This window comes from Bacillus sp. TH19 (assembly GCF_016651075.1).
GTDB classification, from domain to species: Bacteria; Bacillota; Bacilli; order Bacillales; family Bacillaceae_G; genus Bacillus_A; species Bacillus_A mycoides.
The window spans coordinates 314716-333349 of record NZ_JAEKEO010000001.1; the positions used below are offsets into that span (position 1 = coordinate 314716).

The window sequence follows — 18634 nt, forward strand, 5'->3', positions numbered from 1 at the left end:
AGATATGCTTCTCTTCTGTATATAGAAAGAAGGTGCAATATGAAGAGTTTTGCTTATAAAATTTCTATTAGTATATTAGTAGGTATTGTGTTTACTTTGAGCTTATGTCTAAAACCTTTTCATCTTGTTTATGCAGAGGAAAAACAAGATAGTCTACCATTTGATGTAAACATTCATGTTCCAGATAATCAAATAGGCGATATCAAAAACTATTTTACTTTACAGGTGAATAAGAAACAGAACCAAACAGTGAAAATGGATGTACACAATAAAGCTAATACTTCAATCAAAGTGAATGTAAAAGTGGCCAATGCTCTCACCTCTACAAACGGAGGTATTATGTATGTGCCAAACCGTGAAGTTTCACAAAATAAGTTAATGGATACAGATTTTTATATGGATCAGTATGTGCAAGCTCCTTCCGCTGTTACTTTAGAGGGTAATCAAACGAAGACCATAGAGGTACAACTAACGACACCTAATCAAGATGGAGTATTTTTGGGCGGATTATTGTTTGAATTAGTACAAGATACAAAATCACAGGATCTTGAAAAAGATGGACTGAACTTCTCTGTACATAACCGTATCGAATATGCGGTAGCGATACAATTGAATGTAGGTAAGACTGAAAATTCTGTCAATTACTCATCTCTGAAGTTAAATGGCACAGCGATTGAATCATATCCAACACAACCGCAAGTACATGCACTTATTCAAAATAAAAATGCAAATATAGTGAGGGATGTGGCAGTTTACTATGAAGTTTTATCTAAGGATAACGTTCTATTTCATGGGAATATCCCAGCGTTCAATGTTGCCCCGAAATCCAAGGTAGGATTGGCTATTCCATGGAAAGCGAAAGAATACAAAGATGGAAAGTATATGCTAAAAGTCACAATAAAAGAGAACGGTGTACCCAAAACATATACAGAAGAATTCCAGATAACTGCTTCTAATGTGACAGAGTACGCGGAACAAACTGGTGCAGTAAAGGTATTACCGACGTATTCTAATCAAACATATATGATAGTGGCTGGTGTTGTTATAGTAATCATTTCAATATTTGTATTTGTATGGTGGAGAAAGAAGCATGCAAAACAGAGAGAAGAACAAAAAGCCTCATAAATACTAAAAAAGTGAAGGGGGAGGATATGGTGAAACGGGGGAAGATTTTCACTTTGGTCATGCTTTTAACCGCCGCATGCTTATTTATAGGTATAAAAGATAACACTATATTAGCTGATCAAGCAGTAAGCCAGCAGAATGGTATTCCAACACTCACTGCAAGTGGAAAAGAGAATGAGGTCAAATTGGAATGGGCAATTGATATCTTAGATCAAGATGTACTATGGAAAATTGATTTTAATAACTCTAAAGATGTCAATTTAATGAATGGTTGGGGAGAATTTTATGGGAATGGGAATCAAAGTTTACAATCAGAAGTCTTTTATCCAAATGGTGCAGATACCAGCGGATACAAAGTATTTGATACAAAATTAGGAGGGAATCGAGTCTTATATCCCTATACGGTTAAAACAGATTCTATCGCTGTTTTTAAGAGGTTAAACGTCCCTAATAATGCTTATATTTCCGCTACCTTTAAAGCAAAGTCACAAGGATTAGGAAAGATTAGCTTTTATGGTGATGGAAGTTGGGAAACGGGGAGAGAGTTTGATTACTACAACGCTATTATTTTAAAAGATGTGCCATCCGGTTCGAAAGAATTAGAGATTAGTAATATCTCTTTATTTCCGGAAAGAGAACCAGGCACCAACATACCAAAGGATAGAAAACATATAACTTCGGACATAAATAAAGATGTGTATCAAGATTCTCCGATGGTAGATAAAGTAATTCCTTATCAGGATGGTTCTGGACAGGGGAAGTTAATATTAAATAGTCCTATTATGACTCCAATGAAACAAGGTGACCGCTTAAAAACAAGAAAATGGGCAGCACCTATCCAATTACCAAATAATCGTACGGTCACAAAGGATGATTATAATAAAGACATAAATGGATGGTCTACATTTAGTATGAATACCCAAGTTGCAAATAATCCTTTTTATATTACCGAGCAACGAGGCGTAACGTTTTATATGCTTGCGTATTCAGAAGGGATTACATATGTGGATGAATTAAAAGTGGGATATGCATCAGAAGCAGAAGTATACCGAGCGAATGAGCAAATATATAAAGGTAGACTTTCTGACTATGTAGATAAAGAAGCAAGGGATCAGGCAGCACCAACAACACCTGAAGGTTTTCAAATAGAAAATAGAGAGCTAAAGGAAACAAAAGTAACATTTGATTCCGCGAAAGATGAAGGGAGTATCTATCATTATAAAATTCGTGGAGTTGGTAGGAATGGCGCTTCAGACTTTTCTAAGGAGGCTCCTGCTACTGTAACAAGTGGTGTGAAAGGGTATGAATATGTAGTAAATGACAAACCCGGCATATCACTCGATAAAGCAAATGGTGTTCAGTTTACAAATCAGACTAGTATTCAGTTTCCGACTGATTATGCGAAACCGCAATATGTACATATCCGAACAGTAGATAAAGCTGGGAATAAAAGTGCGACAAAGCATGTTTCTACCACACAAAAAGGACATGTAGACATGCTCACTGTACCAAAAAGTGTGGAATTCAGTCCGATCCAATTAAATGGAGAAAAACAAAATTCATTTGGTACCTTAGGAAAAATCATGATTCATGATAGTCGGAATCAAGCGGATGGATGGAGATTGAATGTGACTATATCACCATTTACAGAATCGAATATATCAAAACAATTGCAAAAGGGTTCTCTATACTTGAAAAATCAAGTGAGTGTAACAAAAGTAAAAGGGCCAGAGACAGGGAAACCTATTGTACAGATTCCTAATGCACCTATGGATAATGGGGCAGCACACACCATTATCCAGGCTACAAAAGATGTAGCAATTGGAGAATATCAAATTGATTTTGGTCAACACGCATTCCAACTTCAGCTAGATCCAGGGACAATCTATGTAGGGAAGAATAGGCAAGCAACTTATACTTCAACGGTCACTTGGTCTTTAGTAAGTGGACCTTAATAAGCCATCTAAACATGAATGAAATAAGGAGAGAGAAAACATGGGCATGTATGTAATAGGAATATTGATAGGGTATATGATCCTGAATGTATTTACTGATTTGAAGTATAGAAAAACGAAAAATATGTGGCATCTACTATTCTTAATTGTAGGTATAGCAATCACGTATTTTGATGGAGTAAGAACAGGGAAAGAGATTGTGATTGTACTAGTCATGGCCTTAGCATGTGGTTTATTATTAGAGACGTTTAAATTTTCTTCACCCGGTGATACGAAAATGCTTGTGGTGGTAGCTTTATATGTTAGCAATGTAGTAGAAGAATCTTCTATGCTTACCGCTATTACATTAACAGCTTTCCATTTACTATTCTTTTGGATTGCTAGTGTGTATCGGTTAATTAAGATTTTAGGGTTTGTGGGAGCTATTAAAGACCAATTAGAGCATGCTGCCTCTATATTTGGTGCGAAACTACCAAAGAAAGAAATACAGCTCATTCAGAGCTTCCCAGGGGCTTGTTCTATTTTATTAGGAGCACTTGTTTATGTTGCTTTCACTATATATCAAAACGGAGGTATCTTGGCTTGAATAGTAGAATCATTCATCAAAGAGAAACGTATATTTATTTCACGATATTCGCACTAGTAGGAGTACTTATTACAAATATGTTTATTAATATGGTCTTTATAATAGCGTATCCGTTACTTATAGAATTAATTGTACAGGTTGTCCTGCTTCAGAAGATAAAAAAGCCGTTTTATCGGAGCGGAAAAGAATTAACGGAACAGTTAAAACTAAAAAATATATTTCTAGTAGAATCAAATATTTTAGGAGATGACGAAGGAACGGTGTATGAGGTGCATCAAATGCCTTTTGAATTCTCTAATGGATTAATTAATAAAGATAAGAGTTATAAAGTCATAAAACAAGAGTATGAGAGAAAAGTCAAAGAGGATTTAACGAAAATTGCAAAATGGCAAGTTACAACAAAAGCTAGGCTAGTTACTACTACACATTTCCGCTTGTATGTGATTTGGCAGAAAAACAGTACAGGCTATCAGCTGAAAAAGTTAGAAGATTGTATTGACCCCTATGCAAAGATGAACCTTATTCAATGGATGATTGTCTCTTTTTGTACCACTGGTCGTATCAAGTATGACAAACAGCCGAAAGATTGGTCTAGTTATGAGTGGATAACCTTAAAATAAAAAGACAAAAGTTATAATGCTTTTGTCTTTTTTTCTTGCTATTTATTCTAACAGTTTCGTGAACTATGCATGATTCTTAGCGCGTTCTATAAATGCTTGATATTTTGTTACATCACTAATATCAAGTCCGAAATCGAAATCGTCTATTTCTGTATGATAACCGTAAGATACTAAACCGAAATCTTTATGTGCCTCAGGGAAGTAAATTAGCACTTTTGCATTTCTATAGTCTTTTAAATTTAATAATTCATACATTTTTGCGATTAGATATTCGCCAATCCTATTAATTGCACTTGTTCCGCTTGTAACGTTAGAAATCTCATCATAAATGTGTAATGTATGACTTTCGCTGTCAACGAATAATAAAAAATGATTGTACCCCATATTGTGGAAGTTTTCTGTAACTAGATGATATTGGTTTTCGTGGCTAGTAGGGAATAAGAAAATATCAAATGTCCCTTCAGCCGTCATAATAGTTACTTCATTATCTTTTGTATCTTTTTTAAACTTTTTGAACATGAAAAGCCCTCCTTTTAAGAACGTATGTTTTGTTTTTTGTAAGTATAGCATGAATTTAATATAATTAATAGTATATATTGGAAATTTATAGATAGGAAAGGGGAAGAAAATCTGAAGAGAAAATCAATAAAAAGAAAAAAGGCCCTATTTCTATATTGGGCCTTTTTTGAAATGACGAATGAGATACGACTCAATATCTCGCATAGGATACTTTTTTTATACATTATTTGTAATAAAAATAAAAAGCAATAATCAGAATATTTCAAGGGACATAAAATTGTTGAAATTCTGGTATGAATTTATTATTATAAAACTATATTTATTGTTTAATTGATTCCGTTTATTCCCACACCTTATGCGTTGTGGTTGAGTTGTAGAAGCAAGTTGCGTCTTGTTTCAATTGTGAAAGGGCTTCTTTGAGCCGATTAGTGTATATATAGCTTATTTTGCTATGCACATTATTAATCGACTTGAAGAAGCCCTTTTTGTGTTGTTTTCAAGTCAGGAATCACTTGTAAAAAGGTCTTTAGATTTAGGTATACAAATAAAAAACATTGTGAGAAAAAAGCACAAGATTTGTGTTTTTTTACTTTGGAAGGGGATCATTATAGTGAAATACGAACATGCAATTACACTAGATAAACCATTACTATCATTAGAGGAAATTATAAAAATCTTTCAGAGGAATGAAGTTACTCAACCAATTCGAAAGCGTGATTCTAGCATTTACCGTGATACAAAAGATTATATTGCAGATAAAATGACAGCCTTACACATCGACTATGATGAGTATTACAATACGATTTTCTTACCAATGGTACACCATGATTGTGAAGAAGATTGTTATTTTGCATTTCAAAGGAATTACTGTTTAGAGGTGTATGGCTATCCATGTACGTTAGAAGATATTTTTAAAGACTGGGGTCTTTATATTATTAACGAAATGGATTGTAAATCAGAAAAAGTAATGTCTGAGTATGTAGAGGTTAAAAATCCTTTATTTGATCCTACTGTAGAGGAATTGGCCAGAATTATTAAATATAATAAAGAGCTTGCTAAGGATTGTAGTAAATTATTTAATATTACTCTTGAGCCATTAAAGAAAGCATTAAAGGAGTCCTCTCATACAGTTATTGAGATCATTCAAAACATTGAAATGGAGGACATATCAAAACTTCCTATACACATAGGTGTTCGATTTGCTTACAGAAGGGAAACAAAGGAACTCTACATCTATTATGGAGAAAAACATTTTCCAGGGCTTTATCGAGTATTACTTTTTCTTCATATTTTTGAGTTATCCATTCCTAATGTGAAGAAATCAATTTTGTGAAGTAGGAATATAAAAAATGTATAACCAGGGGGAATATTAAATGAAAATGAGTTTTGAAGTATCCATATTTTGTTCTGCACATCCAAAGGATTTTATTCCAAGTTTGCGTGCATTACGGATGAGAGTTACAAAAGAAGGAGCATTTTGGGAACGAGATTGTTATCAGTTTTCTATTAAACCATCAAATTTGTCGCAACAAGAGGGAAAACAAGCAGGGGAAATCTATTTGTATCATGTCTATTTTAATGGATGTATACGAGATTTCCTTTTTTTATTGGAAAGCTGCTTTAGAGGGACGAGTTTTCGCTTTACTGCCATCCGTGGATTTTTAGATGTAGAGGGATATTCGCTCAAACAATGGAAACCGATTCTGCGTAGCCATCATGTAAAGTCTTCAGATGTAGATTGTATTTTTAAGAAAGATGACCTTACAATGCTTGTACATCATCATGGATGTTTAGAAGTGGTTAAGCGTGCGGAGAAAGGCGAGCAATTAAAAAAAGTAAACTTTCTAAAGGTAGATAGCTGGTTACAATCACTTAATCCAACAAAAGAGGGTATATTCTCTTTAACAGGCGTGAGTGTATCTTAATGAGTAATTTACAAAACCATATGGAAGTATGCAGACAGAGGGAATGACAGAAATCCGTAGTGAAAAATTACTATGAATTTCTGTCTTTTTATTTTGATAAGGAGGATTAGAGTATGAATTTATTTGAATTGTTTGTGACACGCATTCTTTTATATATCCGTTAGGAGAACAAAGAGAACATCTAAATAGAAGTATAAAGAGTTTAATGGAAGTGGCAGTTCCATATATAATAAACAGTATACAAGGAGTGGGACAAAATGAACTATAACATACAAAAAGGACAGTTTCGTTTAACAAGTGCTTATCCAAGAGGTAGCTGGTGGGAGTTTTATCGTGTCCCTTGTCCAATTTGTCATGATACAGGCAATTGCATGCTGCATGCCTCGCAAGAGAAAGTAGCATGTACCCGTGTAGAAAGCAAATGGGTCTATGGGAAAAATACGAGCAATCCAAGCTACATTCACTACATAAATGGAAAAGATAAGTATCAATTGCCTGAGGCGGATGAAGTTCAGATTCATGATAAGAAAAGTAATGAGGAATTAGATGTGTTTAATCGTAAGTTAATTGATTTTATACCATTGCAAGATAATCATCATGCACATTTATTAAGAGATAGAAAAATGAACGAGGAACAAATACAAGTACGTCAATATCGTTCCTTCTTAAAACAACAAATTGTGTTAGAAGAGGATAATACGTATACAACCGTTTGGGAGCAGTTATTCAAACAGATTGGGAAGAAAGATTGTTGGCAGGGCGTGCCAGGCTTTTATGAAATGAAAAAAGGTACACTTTCGCTTCGTTTAATGGCAGGCTCCCCTGGTATATTGATTCCTTTTCGAAACCAGTATAATCAAATTGTTGGATGGCAGGTTCGTGTGGATGAAGTGAAAAACTCAGTTCATGTGAAATCTGCACCTACTGGAGTTCAAGCGGAATTAATTGAACAGCCTAATGTTGTAAAGATAACTAAGAATGGTGATTGTATCTTTGAAGGCGAACTAGAAATGAGCAAAAAGGTAGAGATTCCATTTCAAGAAGAAAGAATTGTTGTAAAGATTCATAAAGGGCAAAAATACCTCTGGCTTTCATCAGCAAACAAAAATCAAGGAACTGGTGCAGGAGGTAGTGAAAATCCACTTCCTGTGCATGTAGCGGTACCGAGTTCTCATTTGAAACATTGGATTTCTGGTACCTTACATCAAACAAAATCAGTAATGATCACAGAGGGACCTATGAAAGCAGATCTGATTGCTGATTTGCTGCCAGAGAGATTTAATAAAGCGGAACTTTCTGAAGTAGGGACAACGGTTCTTGCGATTCCTGGTGTAAATGCTTGGCGAATTGCTATACCTGTATTAAAGGATATGGGAGTAGAAAATGTCTATCTAGCGTTTGATGCCGATTTAGTAGAGAATAAAAAAGTAAGAAAAGCTCTTATAGACTTTGCGACAAAGTTAAAGCAAGAGGGCTATAACGTTATCATAGCTGCCTGGAATCCAACGCAAGGTAAGGGTCTGGATGATACGATGCAAGCGGGATTTAAACCTGTATTTCAGAGACTATAAAAGTCAAAAATTAGGTTGATATTTTCATAAATAGGTAGGTTGAAAAAGATAGAGTTTGTAATTCTATCTTTTTCTTATACCCAATTACTATAGAGAGTTTAAATTAACTAAAAGAAAGGTAGAAGAGAATATGAATACATCTATGAAAAAAAATCTAGTAAATTTACGAGTTGATTTTGCTTTCAAGCGCTTGTTTGGAGTAGAGGGAAACGAGGTTATACTTATTGGTTTTCTTAATGCAGTATTACAATCCTCTTTAGATGAGGAAATTATTTCTTTGCATTTAGATGATCCGCATCTTCCAAGGGAGCAAAAGGATGATAAATTATCTATTTTAGATTTGCGAGCTACCCTTAATAGTGGTATAAAATTAAATATAGAGATACAGGTTCGCGACAAAAAAGACATGATCGAGCGATCTTTGTTCTACTGGGCTGGCATGTATTATTCCCAAATGACTCAGGGGATGAAGTATACAGAATTAAGACCAACTATTTGTATTAATATAGTGGACTTCATTCTGTTTCCAGAAGAAGAAGACTTTCATAATGTCGGTGTAGTCATGAACAAAAAATCAGAGCACATAATTTCTGAGAATATGCAATTGCACTTTCTAGAGATTCCAAAAGTAATTCGAGAATGGCAAGAAGAACGAATGGATCCATGGGAGGATATATTAGCACGTTGGCTATTATTATTTCCTGCATATGAAGATGAGAAATTAACTACAATCCTGGAGGGAATCGCGATGGAAAAAGATCCAGTTTTGAAAAAGGCAATAGAGGATTGGGAGCGTTTAAGTAGTGATAAGGACTTTTTACGCTTATATGAGGCGAGAGAGAAGGCAATCAAAGATAGAATATCAGAAATAGAGACGGCAGAAGAAAAAGCCGCGGAAAAAGCAGCAAAAGAAGCTAGAATAGCAACTAAGATAGAGATGATTCACAATTTAATTAATGTCGGTGTACCTATTGAGAAAGTAGCGGAAGCCACTGAATTAAGTGTGGAAGAGGTTAATGAAATTCTAAAAAATAAAGAGTAAATATAAATGATATAAAACAGGTAATTGTGATTACAAACAATTACCTGTTTTTTTATGCTTTTTGTTAATAAACAACTATTGTATTTTAGCTATTATTAATGGAAGCATTAATTTATCTCCGGATTCTGTTTTTTACTCCACCCTACAATAGAATTTCCTGAATAAGGGGTAGCATCAGGATTTTGCGGATTTACAACGTTAAGGTAGAAATCCTTGTATCAATAGGGTTTACTCTATTGGGACTTAATCGATTTTGTAACAAACAAGTCTTTCCATGTTATTTTTTGCTAGAATCCTAATTTTTATTTCTAATCTTTATTCTCTTACTCTACATTTCCCCCACCACTTAACCAACTTAAGAATTATTTATTTTTCTTTATAACCTGATTCTATGATATAATCATAAAAGGGCGAGGGGATTCACTCCCCTCTATGGACTTTATCTTATCTATTTACTTTGGCGTTTAGTCTTTGAGACTAGACGTCCTTTTTTCGTTTTGGGGAACAATTAATTTCTTAAGTTGATGGGCATGGGGTCACCATATCAAAAAAAGAAAATTGTACGTTTAGACACAATTTAGACACATTTAAGTCGATTCCCTGTTCCTTTAGATAGGGAGCTTAAAAGTATATTCCTTATAAAAAAAAGCAGTTAACAAAAGTTAACTGCTTTTTTTACTTACTATTTATTGAAAAGGTTTCAACCTACAGTTACTACTAAGAAAGCAACTTAGAGATAGTATGTGTACCAAGTTTTGAATTGTATTTTAAAATCCAATTTATGGATATATTTTTATCTCATAATATAAATAATACACCTTATGTAATATACGATTGCATATATTTATTATACATGTAATCTTTATATAATGTAAATATTCTAATAGAAGTTGTCGAAAAATATCCAAATCTATCGTCACTATTTCTCCCAAATTAGAAATAATGATTTACTTTGTTTCTTCTTTTTTTACATTCAATTTTGTAAGATTTATAAAATCATGACGAGGTGAATGTATGGAAAAGAAGCAAGGTAAGAAACGCTGGTATAGGTATTTAATACAGCTAATGGTAGTTGCATTAATGATTACATCTATACCGATGAATGGATTGGCAGAAACGGCACCACCGTTTACGCCGTCTCCAAATTCAGAACAAAGTCCACAAGTGGAGAAGAAAGAGGAGAAAGAATTACCTGCGCCGCACCCGGATCAGGTAAAGAAGAAGTTACAATCACAAGTAAAGCCCACTGAGGTTGTAGAAGAAAGAACAGAAACAGAGAAAATCTTCGATAATCAAGATGGTACCTTTACAAAAAAGGTGTATACAGAAGCGATACATACAGAAAAGAATGGAAAGTTAGAAGAGGTTTCCTCTACCTTAGTAGAAGCACCAGATAAGAAAATTGTGACGGAAAACACAAAATTAAAACCAGAGTTTAAAAAGACAGTAACAGATGGAAAGTATGTTCAGTTTAAAACAGATGAACATACCATTCAATATGAGTTAATTGGGGCAAGCGGTGAAAAAGGTGAGGTAAAACCATCACCAGTAACTGCCACACATGAAGATAACACAGTATGGTATAAAGGGATATTCCCTCATATTGATTTAAAGAGTACAACGTTTAATGAGAATGTAAAAGAAGATTTTGTACTACATGAATATACAGGGCATCATATCTTTACATTTGCATTACAAACTGATTTAACACCCAATGTAAAAGAAGATGGTTCCATTGATTTTCTGAATGAAAAACAAGAAAATATCTTTACTTTACCAAAACCATATATGACTGATTCCCAAGTGAATCAACAATCTGGAGAAGCGGTCACTTCACAGGATGTTCGTTATGACATCCAAAAGACAGATGAGAAAACATATACATTAACGGTTACGGCAGATCCGAAATGGTTACAAGCACCAGAACGTAAGTATCCGGTATACATCGATCCTTCTATTAATATAGAGGATTTTGAAAACGCTTATGCTTCCAGTGCGTATCCAAATGTAAATTATTCAGGTGGAAATCTCTGGGATGGTGGTCAGAATGCTTATACATTAAAAGTAGGGTATTATGATGGAGCATCTGGGACCAACTATGCTTTTATTAAACCACAAATCTCTGATTTAAAAGGGGCACAAATCCAAAGTGCAACATTCCATGCTTATGCAGTATGGCATTACTATGGAAATCAGCCCAATGGTGTATGGCTAGATGAAGTTACAGGTGGCTGGAGTGTTGGAGGAGTAAATTGGAACAACAAGCCTGGTTCTAATAATATTGCCCATGCAGATGTAGGACGAGGACAATGGGCTAAGTTTAATGTAACAAATACAGTGAAAGCATGGGTAGAAGGCGCAAGACCAAACAATGGATTTAAGTTGCATACAAATGGAAATGGACAAAACCATTGGAAGAAGTTTATTGCGGCGGAAAATGGATCCAATGCACCTTATTTAGAAGTAAACTATTCGTATGCAAAACCAAATAAACCGAGAGTACAGGCGTATTCTAATGGAAGTGGTAGTAGTTCAGGTCACTTTAACCTACAGTGGGATGCAGTCCCAGGAGCAACAGGTTATAAAGTAGCAATCTTTAATGGATATGATTATGAATACATTCCAGTTGGTAATGTAACAAATTGGAGTACAAAGGATAAAAAGTTATACCCAACACCGGACGAAATTGCACAAGGTCATTTTGAGTTCCATGAGGATGGGAAAGGAACTGAATTAGCAGTAAATCCAGGTCCTTTATACAAAAATGCACATTTAGCAGGTAGTCCGTATGGAGATTATAGTGGAGCACGAGGCTATTGGATTCGTATCGTGGCGGAGTACCCATTTGGAGACAGTCCGCTTTCTGATGAAGCTATTTCCTATATTTCGTTAGAACAAGTCAAGAAACCGACAGGTTCGGCTTATATTAATGCAACCGATAAACAAACAGGATATGTTTCATTAAAATGGGACAGTGTTCCTGAGGCTGCTGGTTATAAAGTATGGGTGTATAACGGAAAAGATTATGAAGCATTTGACGTAGGAAATGCGACAACATGGACGACGCAAGGGCAAAATATTTGGCCAACAAAAGATGAAATTACAAAAGGTCAATACCTCCTCCATCATGATAAAAAAGGTGTGGAACTGGCGTTAGACCCATCGCCTGTTTATCGAAATTCCGGTGGAATTTATGGTGGATCTACAAACTATTGGTTCCGTGTAACAGCGTATAGTAAAGTGGGTCACGCTGAAAGTGACATTTCACAAGAATTTATGCCTAGATTTTCTCAAGACTTTGGATTCTTAGGTATGTTAGACTACTGGGCATCCATTGATGTGTTAAACGGGAAAGTCAATGCGACAAATGGTAACTTCCTGATGGATGAAAAAGATATGTCCTTATCAGGGCGTGGGCCAGATGTATCCATTGAAAGAACATATAATAGTCAGAGTAAACATATTGGTTTATTCGGTAAAGGTTGGCATAGTAGTTTAGAAGAACGCATTTGGAAAGATGCAGAAGGAAACTTACTTCTGACTTCTGCAGATGGTGCCCAAATCACATTTACCCGAACGGGAGATGGAACGTACCAAGCACCTACAGGTGTGTACTTAGATATGAAGGAAACATCGGAAGGGTATGAAGTCAAAGACAAGGATCAAACTGTTACGTTTTATACCAAAAAAGAAAATTCAGGTCGTATGGAATATGTGAAAGATAAATATGGAAATACGACGACATATGAATATGATGGTGAATTCCGATTATCTAAAGTAAAGAATGCATCTGGAAAAGAATTGATATTACAATATGAAGGAGCAAATAAAAAAGTTTCCAAAGTAACGGGACCAGATAATAAAGTCATTACGTTTACTTACAAAGGAGATTTACTTGTTTCTTCTACAACACCAGAAGGAAAAGCTTATCGATATGGATATGAGAATGACTTACTAACTCATGTATATGATCCGAAGCATACAGATGAAAAACCATATCAAACCATTTACACGTACGAGAATGATAAATTAGTAAAAGTAACAGATCCATTAGGGAAAGCATCAACATTATCATACAATACAGATGCGAAAGAAGTGTCTGTGGTGGATGCCAAAGGCCGTAAGGCAATTTACAGTTATAATGATGCTGGTAATCCAGTGAAAACGATTGTAGATGCTGGGCGTCTGAACTTAACAACAACGTATGAATACAGCGCAAATAATTTAGTAAAAACAACAACACCTAAAAATCAAACAGAGTCCTTTACGTATGATAACAATGGAAACGTAACATCTGCGACGGATGCAATGGGAACCGAGAAGTTTGAGTATAATCAAAACAATGGTGTTGTAAGTGCAACAGATAACGAGGATCGTAAAACAACAGTTGCCTATAAGGCAGCAAATACAGAGGTTTCTGTCACGGATCAATCGTCTCATACCGCGTCTGTCACACAGCACGATCAGTATGGTAATCCAACGGAAACAAGTAAAGACATTGGAACAGGAGAGAATCTCCTACAAAATCCAAGTTTTGAACTGGATACAATTGAAAAGTGGACACAAGTAGCTCATAATAACCAAGGTACTTTATCAAAAGATACTGTTCCAGCACCTGGCGGTCTGGGCGGAGCATCTTCGCTAAAGATTACAACCAAAGCAAGTACCAACGATTGGGGTTATATCGCAGCAATCCAAGATGTTACGTTAGAACCAAATACAACGTATACATTGAGTGGTATGCTGAAGACCGCATTATCACCAGGGATTGGAGCCTTCTTTAACGTTCAGTTATTGAAAGAAGATGGTTCAGCTGTTGATGGTGGCGGTTGGAACGATAATCGCTATAATAAATTACAAGGTGAAAAGGATTGGACAAATCGCCAAGTTACTTTTAAAACAACAGATCAAACGAGAAAAGCAAGAATTTACTTACAAGTAGAAAACGGCGGAGCTTCTACAAGTGGTACAGCTTGGTTTGATAAATTGCAGATTGAAAAAGGAGAAACATCTTCTAGTTTTAATCCTATTACGAACAGTAGTCTAGAGAATATGATGGAAAATGGTTGTATTCCAGGATGGATTAGAGGAGATGGCACGAGTTGTGATAAGAAAGACACAGCACATGAAGGATTTACTGGCCACTCTTCTATTCTATTAGAACGTAGTCAATATGGTGGCTCAAATGTTGGTTATAGTACAAGAGTAACTTTAAATCAGAAAACAGCAGAACCTTTAACACTAACGGGGATGTCTAAATCTGAAAATGTAGAAAATGATGCCCCTGATAAACTTTCCAGAGATTATTCTGTTTGGGCTGATGTTTATTATCAAGATGGTAGTGGTGAAAATTATCAAGCAAAATTCCCAAGTGGGACAAATGATTGGAACCGTAGCGCAGTACTCATTCCAGCGAAAAAACCAATTAAGCATATTCAAGTGTATCTTTTATTTAGAAATAATAATAAAGGAAAAGTATGGTTTGATGATGTACGATTATTAGAAGGTAATGTCCTTGTTAAAAATGAGTATGATAATGATAGTAATGTAACCGCAACGTATGATGAAGAGGGCAATAAAAATACTTTCACATATGATACTTCTGGAAATAAGACCAGTGAAACAGATGAAAAAGGAAATACCAAATCATACGATTACAGCAAGGATAATCAGCTGAAAAAAGTGACACTGAAAAATGGAACTTCGGTTGGGTATAGCTACGATCATAATGGAAATACAACGGAAAAATCTGTGATGTTTGGTGGGAAAACACAAACACACAAATATGAATATGACATAGATAATAAAAATACAGTATTCATTGATGCGTTAAATCGTCGTATTGAGCATGAATATGATGAAAATGCAAACAAAACAAAGACCAAAATGCCAAGTGGCGCAACGATTGAATGGGGCTATGATACCGCTGATCGTACGGTAAGTGAAAAGCGAAATGGAAAAGATGCCTTTACGTTCGAACGTGACGCAAATGGGCAAGAAACAAAAGTGAAAGACCATGTCAATGGCATGGAACGAGGAAAAACATACGATAATGCAGATCGCATTACAAGTATGACAGATAGCCGAGGCGGAAAAATAGACTGGGCGTATCACGATAAAGCAAATAGTAAATCAGAAAAACTAAAAGAAAAAACGATTACGCATGGTGGCTACAGCAATAAAGTTTCATATGATTACAACACTGCGGACCAAAACGTTAAAGTGACAGATGGTGGGTCCGCATATCGATTTGATTATGATGAAAATGGTCATGTGCGTACATATGCCGCAGCCAATGGAACAGGTTCAACATTTAACTACGATCAAATAGGGAAACTAACAGATTTAGTCATTGGAACATCGAACCAAATTTTATTATCTGAAAGATATCAGTATGATAAAACGGGTAACCGTACGAAAATTACACATGAAGGTACAGGCGGAAAAGTAACCGAAACAAATTATGTATACGATCCAATTAATCAGTTACTGAAAGAATCGTTACCAAATGGAACGGTTAAAGACTATACGTATGATGGATTTGGAAACCGCACAAGTTTGAAAGTAACAGAGAGCGGGAAAGAAACAAAATCTGTTACCGCAACATTTAACGAAGGAAACCAGCTTGTAACATTCGGAAACGAATCTCTTACGTATGACGCAAATGGAAACCGTACATCCGACGGGAAATACACATACACATGGAATGAAGTAGACCAACTTGTTGCCGTAACGAAAAAAGATGAGAGCAATCCGTTCGCAACATACAAATACGATGATGATAATCGTCGTATTGAAAAGAATGTCAACGGCGTAGTTACGCGTTACTTCTATGACGGTGACAGCATCAACCCATTATATGAAACAGATGGAGATGGAAATGTCCTTCGTCAATATGTATACTCAATAGACGGTGTTCGTCTAGCGATGAAATCACAAGGACAAACGTTATTCTATCATTACAGCCCACGCGGTGACGTCGTAGCGATGACAGACAAAGATGGACAAGTAGTCGCAAATTACGAATATGATGCATGGGGGAACGTATTAAAGAGTGATGCAAAAGGAATCGCAGCGGACAATCCATTCGGATATGCAGGGTACATGTATGATAAAGAAATTGGTATGTATTATCTAATCGCTCGTTACTATAACCCAGAACATGGTGTATTCTTATCAGTAGACCCTGATCCAGGTGATGATGATGACCCGATTACACAAAATGCATATACATATGCAGGGAATAATCCTGTGATGTCTATAGATCCAGATGGGCATGCTTTTTGGTTAGTGGTTAATGCTGGTTTTGCAGTTTATGATGGATATGGTGCTTACAGATCAGGTAAAAGCGCAAGGGGAATTGCTAAAGCAGCCGCTATGGGGGCTATTGGCGGTGGTAGGTTTAAATATGGCGCTAAAGCTGTGCGTCAAGTAGCTAAACAAGTCAAAAGTCACGGGCATCATGCTTTTCCTAAATATATAGGTGGACATTCTAAACAACCATTAGTTAAGGTTCCAACTAATGTCCATAAACAATTGCATAAAGAAATGAGGAGCTTTGCACAGTCGAGTAGGAAACATAGTACAAAGTACTATAAAAATTTAAAAAATAATAATCCAAAAGCGTATAGGAAAATTTTAAAAAAGACTTATAAATTCTATGATACAAAGTACCCACAGTATAAGAAAGCTTTTGTACAAGGGGTTCACTATTCAAATAAACATGGATACTTTAAGTAAGTAGTTCAATGTGTGATATGAATTAGGAGGTTATACATGATAAGAAGACAAACATCAATGCTTATGTTAGATGAACAAAAAATTTTAATACCGAAAGTATTATGTACAATATATAATAATTTTGTTGTACTAGAAGCTAAAAGTAGAAAGTTACAGTTAGAAATTATTTGTCCAACATATAAATTGCTTGTAGAAGATGTTTTTTTGGATATATATTTAAATAAATATCCAGATTTTATTCATAAGGATTATAGTTACTATTATAAAGAATTTAGTTTTCAAGAATCGAAGCTAAATATTGAGGGGCAATCTTTTGAGATTCTAAATGGAAATATTCAAATTGATTATTTATCAATAAGGACTTTTTCTATAGAAATGGAATTAGAATTAAGAGCGAGTAATGGTTTAAAAACTATGAGTACATTTTATTTATATCCCCTTATTAAAGAATCTACAATAGATGAGAGAAATATGTACTTTAGCAATCTTATTCCTCAAGTAGTTAAAGAGTTGGGGTCAACAATGGATTCATCTAGTGGGAAACCGATAGAAGAGTTAAGTCTTGAGGACTTTTCTGTCGCGCCAATCTGGGAATGGGATTACGGGCATGAGAGTATAGAGTATCAAGACGAGACTTGGGTCCGACCGTCTCGTGTTAAAAGTCTATTTGAATTAGAAAATATGGATGTCTTTATAAAAGCGTACTTAGTGTTAAATGATGATGAGATTCTATATCAATGCATTTTAAACATAGATGTAGACCAAGGAACAAAGACCATTTCTATTATGGAAGGAGCTGTATTTGCAAATGAAGAGTATATCGATTTAAGAGATTTTTTATTCGATTCAAAAGCAAATACACAGAAGATAGCTTTTCACATTCAAAATCAAACATTCGAAAAGATACGTCCAATAAATTATAGAAAACAACAATGGGATTTAACATTTTCTTTGAGAGGTTAAGGGGTTCTGTTGCAAAGGTGAAAAAAGAAAAAACAGGTTGGTAAATGAGGAATACTGTTTAGAGAGTAGCTAGTAATTATTGAAGTTCATTGTACGTTGAAAAGGCGGAGTCTCTTTGAAGACTTCGCCTTTGTTTATATATGGTATAAGTAGTTTCGATACCTTTTATCGTACGTAAAGCATGACGAAGATTGTGAAATTATATGGATTTAGAAATTATAGATGATATACGCTTCCGTGTAGATATAGATTCACCAATCGGTTATGTAGAATATATGCTCACTTCGCGACTTAGAGAACTATCTGATACGGAAATATTAAAACAAGATACTCAAAATCTACAGGTGCTGTAGCTACATTCTTAGTTAAAGATACGGTTATTCATGAATTAACAAAAATCTGTACATTAGAAGAAGCGGAAAGATTCTGGAACGAAAAGGAAGAATTTATCATGGATAGTATTTATGAATACATAAAAAAGAATAGAAAAAAAAGAAGATGACATAATTGATTCACCATATCATTTAAGTAAAATTGTACGTGTAGAAACATTTTGGACACAAACTTATTGATATCCTGTACGTTAAG

The 18634-nt window shown here is 35.1% G+C and carries 11 protein-coding genes and 2 pseudogenes; 11 read left to right on the top strand and 2 right to left on the bottom strand.

Going from position 1 to position 18634, the window contains the following annotated elements; translation table 11 throughout:
* Positions 1 to 39 precede the first annotated feature (39 nt).
* From JFU54_RS01565 to JFU54_RS01580, 4 genes are read left to right on the top strand one after another with little or no spacing between them, the layout of a single operon-like run.
* Entirely contained in the window at positions 40 to 1125 is a 1086-nt protein-coding gene (locus JFU54_RS01565; protein ID WP_201063527.1) for a DUF916 domain-containing protein, read from the top strand.
* A 29-nt stretch (positions 1126 to 1154) separates the two neighbouring features.
* Positions 1155 to 3080: a WxL domain-containing protein gene (locus JFU54_RS01570; RefSeq protein ID WP_201063529.1), complete on the top strand. Its 1926-nt coding sequence runs from the start codon at positions 1155 to 1157 to the stop codon at positions 3078 to 3080.
* A gap of 40 nt (positions 3081 to 3120) precedes the next feature.
* Entirely contained in the window at positions 3121 to 3666 is a 546-nt protein-coding gene (locus tag JFU54_RS01575; RefSeq protein ID WP_201063531.1) for a hypothetical protein, read from the top strand.
* Entirely contained in the window at positions 3663 to 4286 is a 624-nt protein-coding gene (locus JFU54_RS01580; RefSeq protein WP_201063534.1) for a hypothetical protein, read from the top strand. Before JFU54_RS01575 ends, JFU54_RS01580 begins: the two co-directional genes overlap by 4 nt.
* Before the next feature lie 63 nt (positions 4287 to 4349).
* Here JFU54_RS01580 and JFU54_RS01585 read toward each other — a convergent pair whose 3' ends face one another.
* A complete protein-coding gene (locus JFU54_RS01585; RefSeq protein ID WP_201063535.1) occupies positions 4350 to 4805 on the bottom strand; it encodes a hypothetical protein in 456 nt (151 codons plus the stop codon).
* 610 nt (positions 4806 to 5415) lie between these two features.
* Here JFU54_RS01585 and JFU54_RS01590 point away from each other — a divergent pair.
* From JFU54_RS01590 to JFU54_RS01615, 6 genes are all read left to right on the top strand, one after another.
* Positions 5416 to 6138 (top strand): hypothetical protein, encoded by a 723-nt coding sequence (locus tag JFU54_RS01590; protein WP_201063537.1) that lies wholly within the window; start codon positions 5416 to 5418, stop codon positions 6136 to 6138.
* A gap of 40 nt (positions 6139 to 6178) precedes the next feature.
* Complete coding sequence (locus JFU54_RS01595) at positions 6179 to 6730, top strand: hypothetical protein (RefSeq protein WP_201063539.1); 552 nt, start codon at positions 6179 to 6181, stop codon at positions 6728 to 6730.
* A 257-nt stretch (positions 6731 to 6987) separates the two neighbouring features.
* Positions 6988 to 8301: a DUF3854 domain-containing protein gene (locus JFU54_RS01600; RefSeq protein ID WP_201063541.1), complete on the top strand. Its 1314-nt coding sequence runs from the start codon at positions 6988 to 6990 to the stop codon at positions 8299 to 8301.
* A 130-nt stretch (positions 8302 to 8431) separates the two neighbouring features.
* Positions 8432 to 9343 carry an Rpn family recombination-promoting nuclease/putative transposase gene (locus tag JFU54_RS01605; RefSeq protein ID WP_201063543.1) on the top strand — a complete coding sequence of 304 codons (912 nt, stop codon included), beginning with the start codon at positions 8432 to 8434 and terminating at the stop codon, positions 9341 to 9343.
* Positions 9344 to 10357: 1014 nt separating this feature from the next.
* On the top strand, positions 10358 to 17083 hold the full coding sequence (locus tag JFU54_RS01610; protein ID WP_201063545.1) for a DNRLRE domain-containing protein: 6726 nt from the start codon (positions 10358 to 10360) through the stop codon (positions 17081 to 17083).
* A 36-nt stretch (positions 17084 to 17119) separates the two neighbouring features.
* A complete protein-coding gene (locus JFU54_RS01615) occupies positions 17120 to 18046 on the top strand; it encodes a hypothetical protein (protein ID WP_201063546.1) in 927 nt (308 codons plus the stop codon).
* Between the two features lie 76 nt (positions 18047 to 18122).
* Here JFU54_RS01615 and JFU54_RS29615 read toward each other — a convergent pair.
* Positions 18123 to 18245, bottom strand: a pseudogene (locus JFU54_RS29615) (IS6 family transposase); the annotation flags it as partial.
* Between the two features lie 10 nt (positions 18246 to 18255).
* On the opposite strand from JFU54_RS29615, the pseudogene JFU54_RS29370 reads away from it, so the two are divergent.
* A pseudogene (locus JFU54_RS29370) lies at positions 18256 to 18548 on the top strand (replication initiation protein); the annotation flags it as partial.
* Positions 18549 to 18634: the final 86 nt, after the last annotated feature.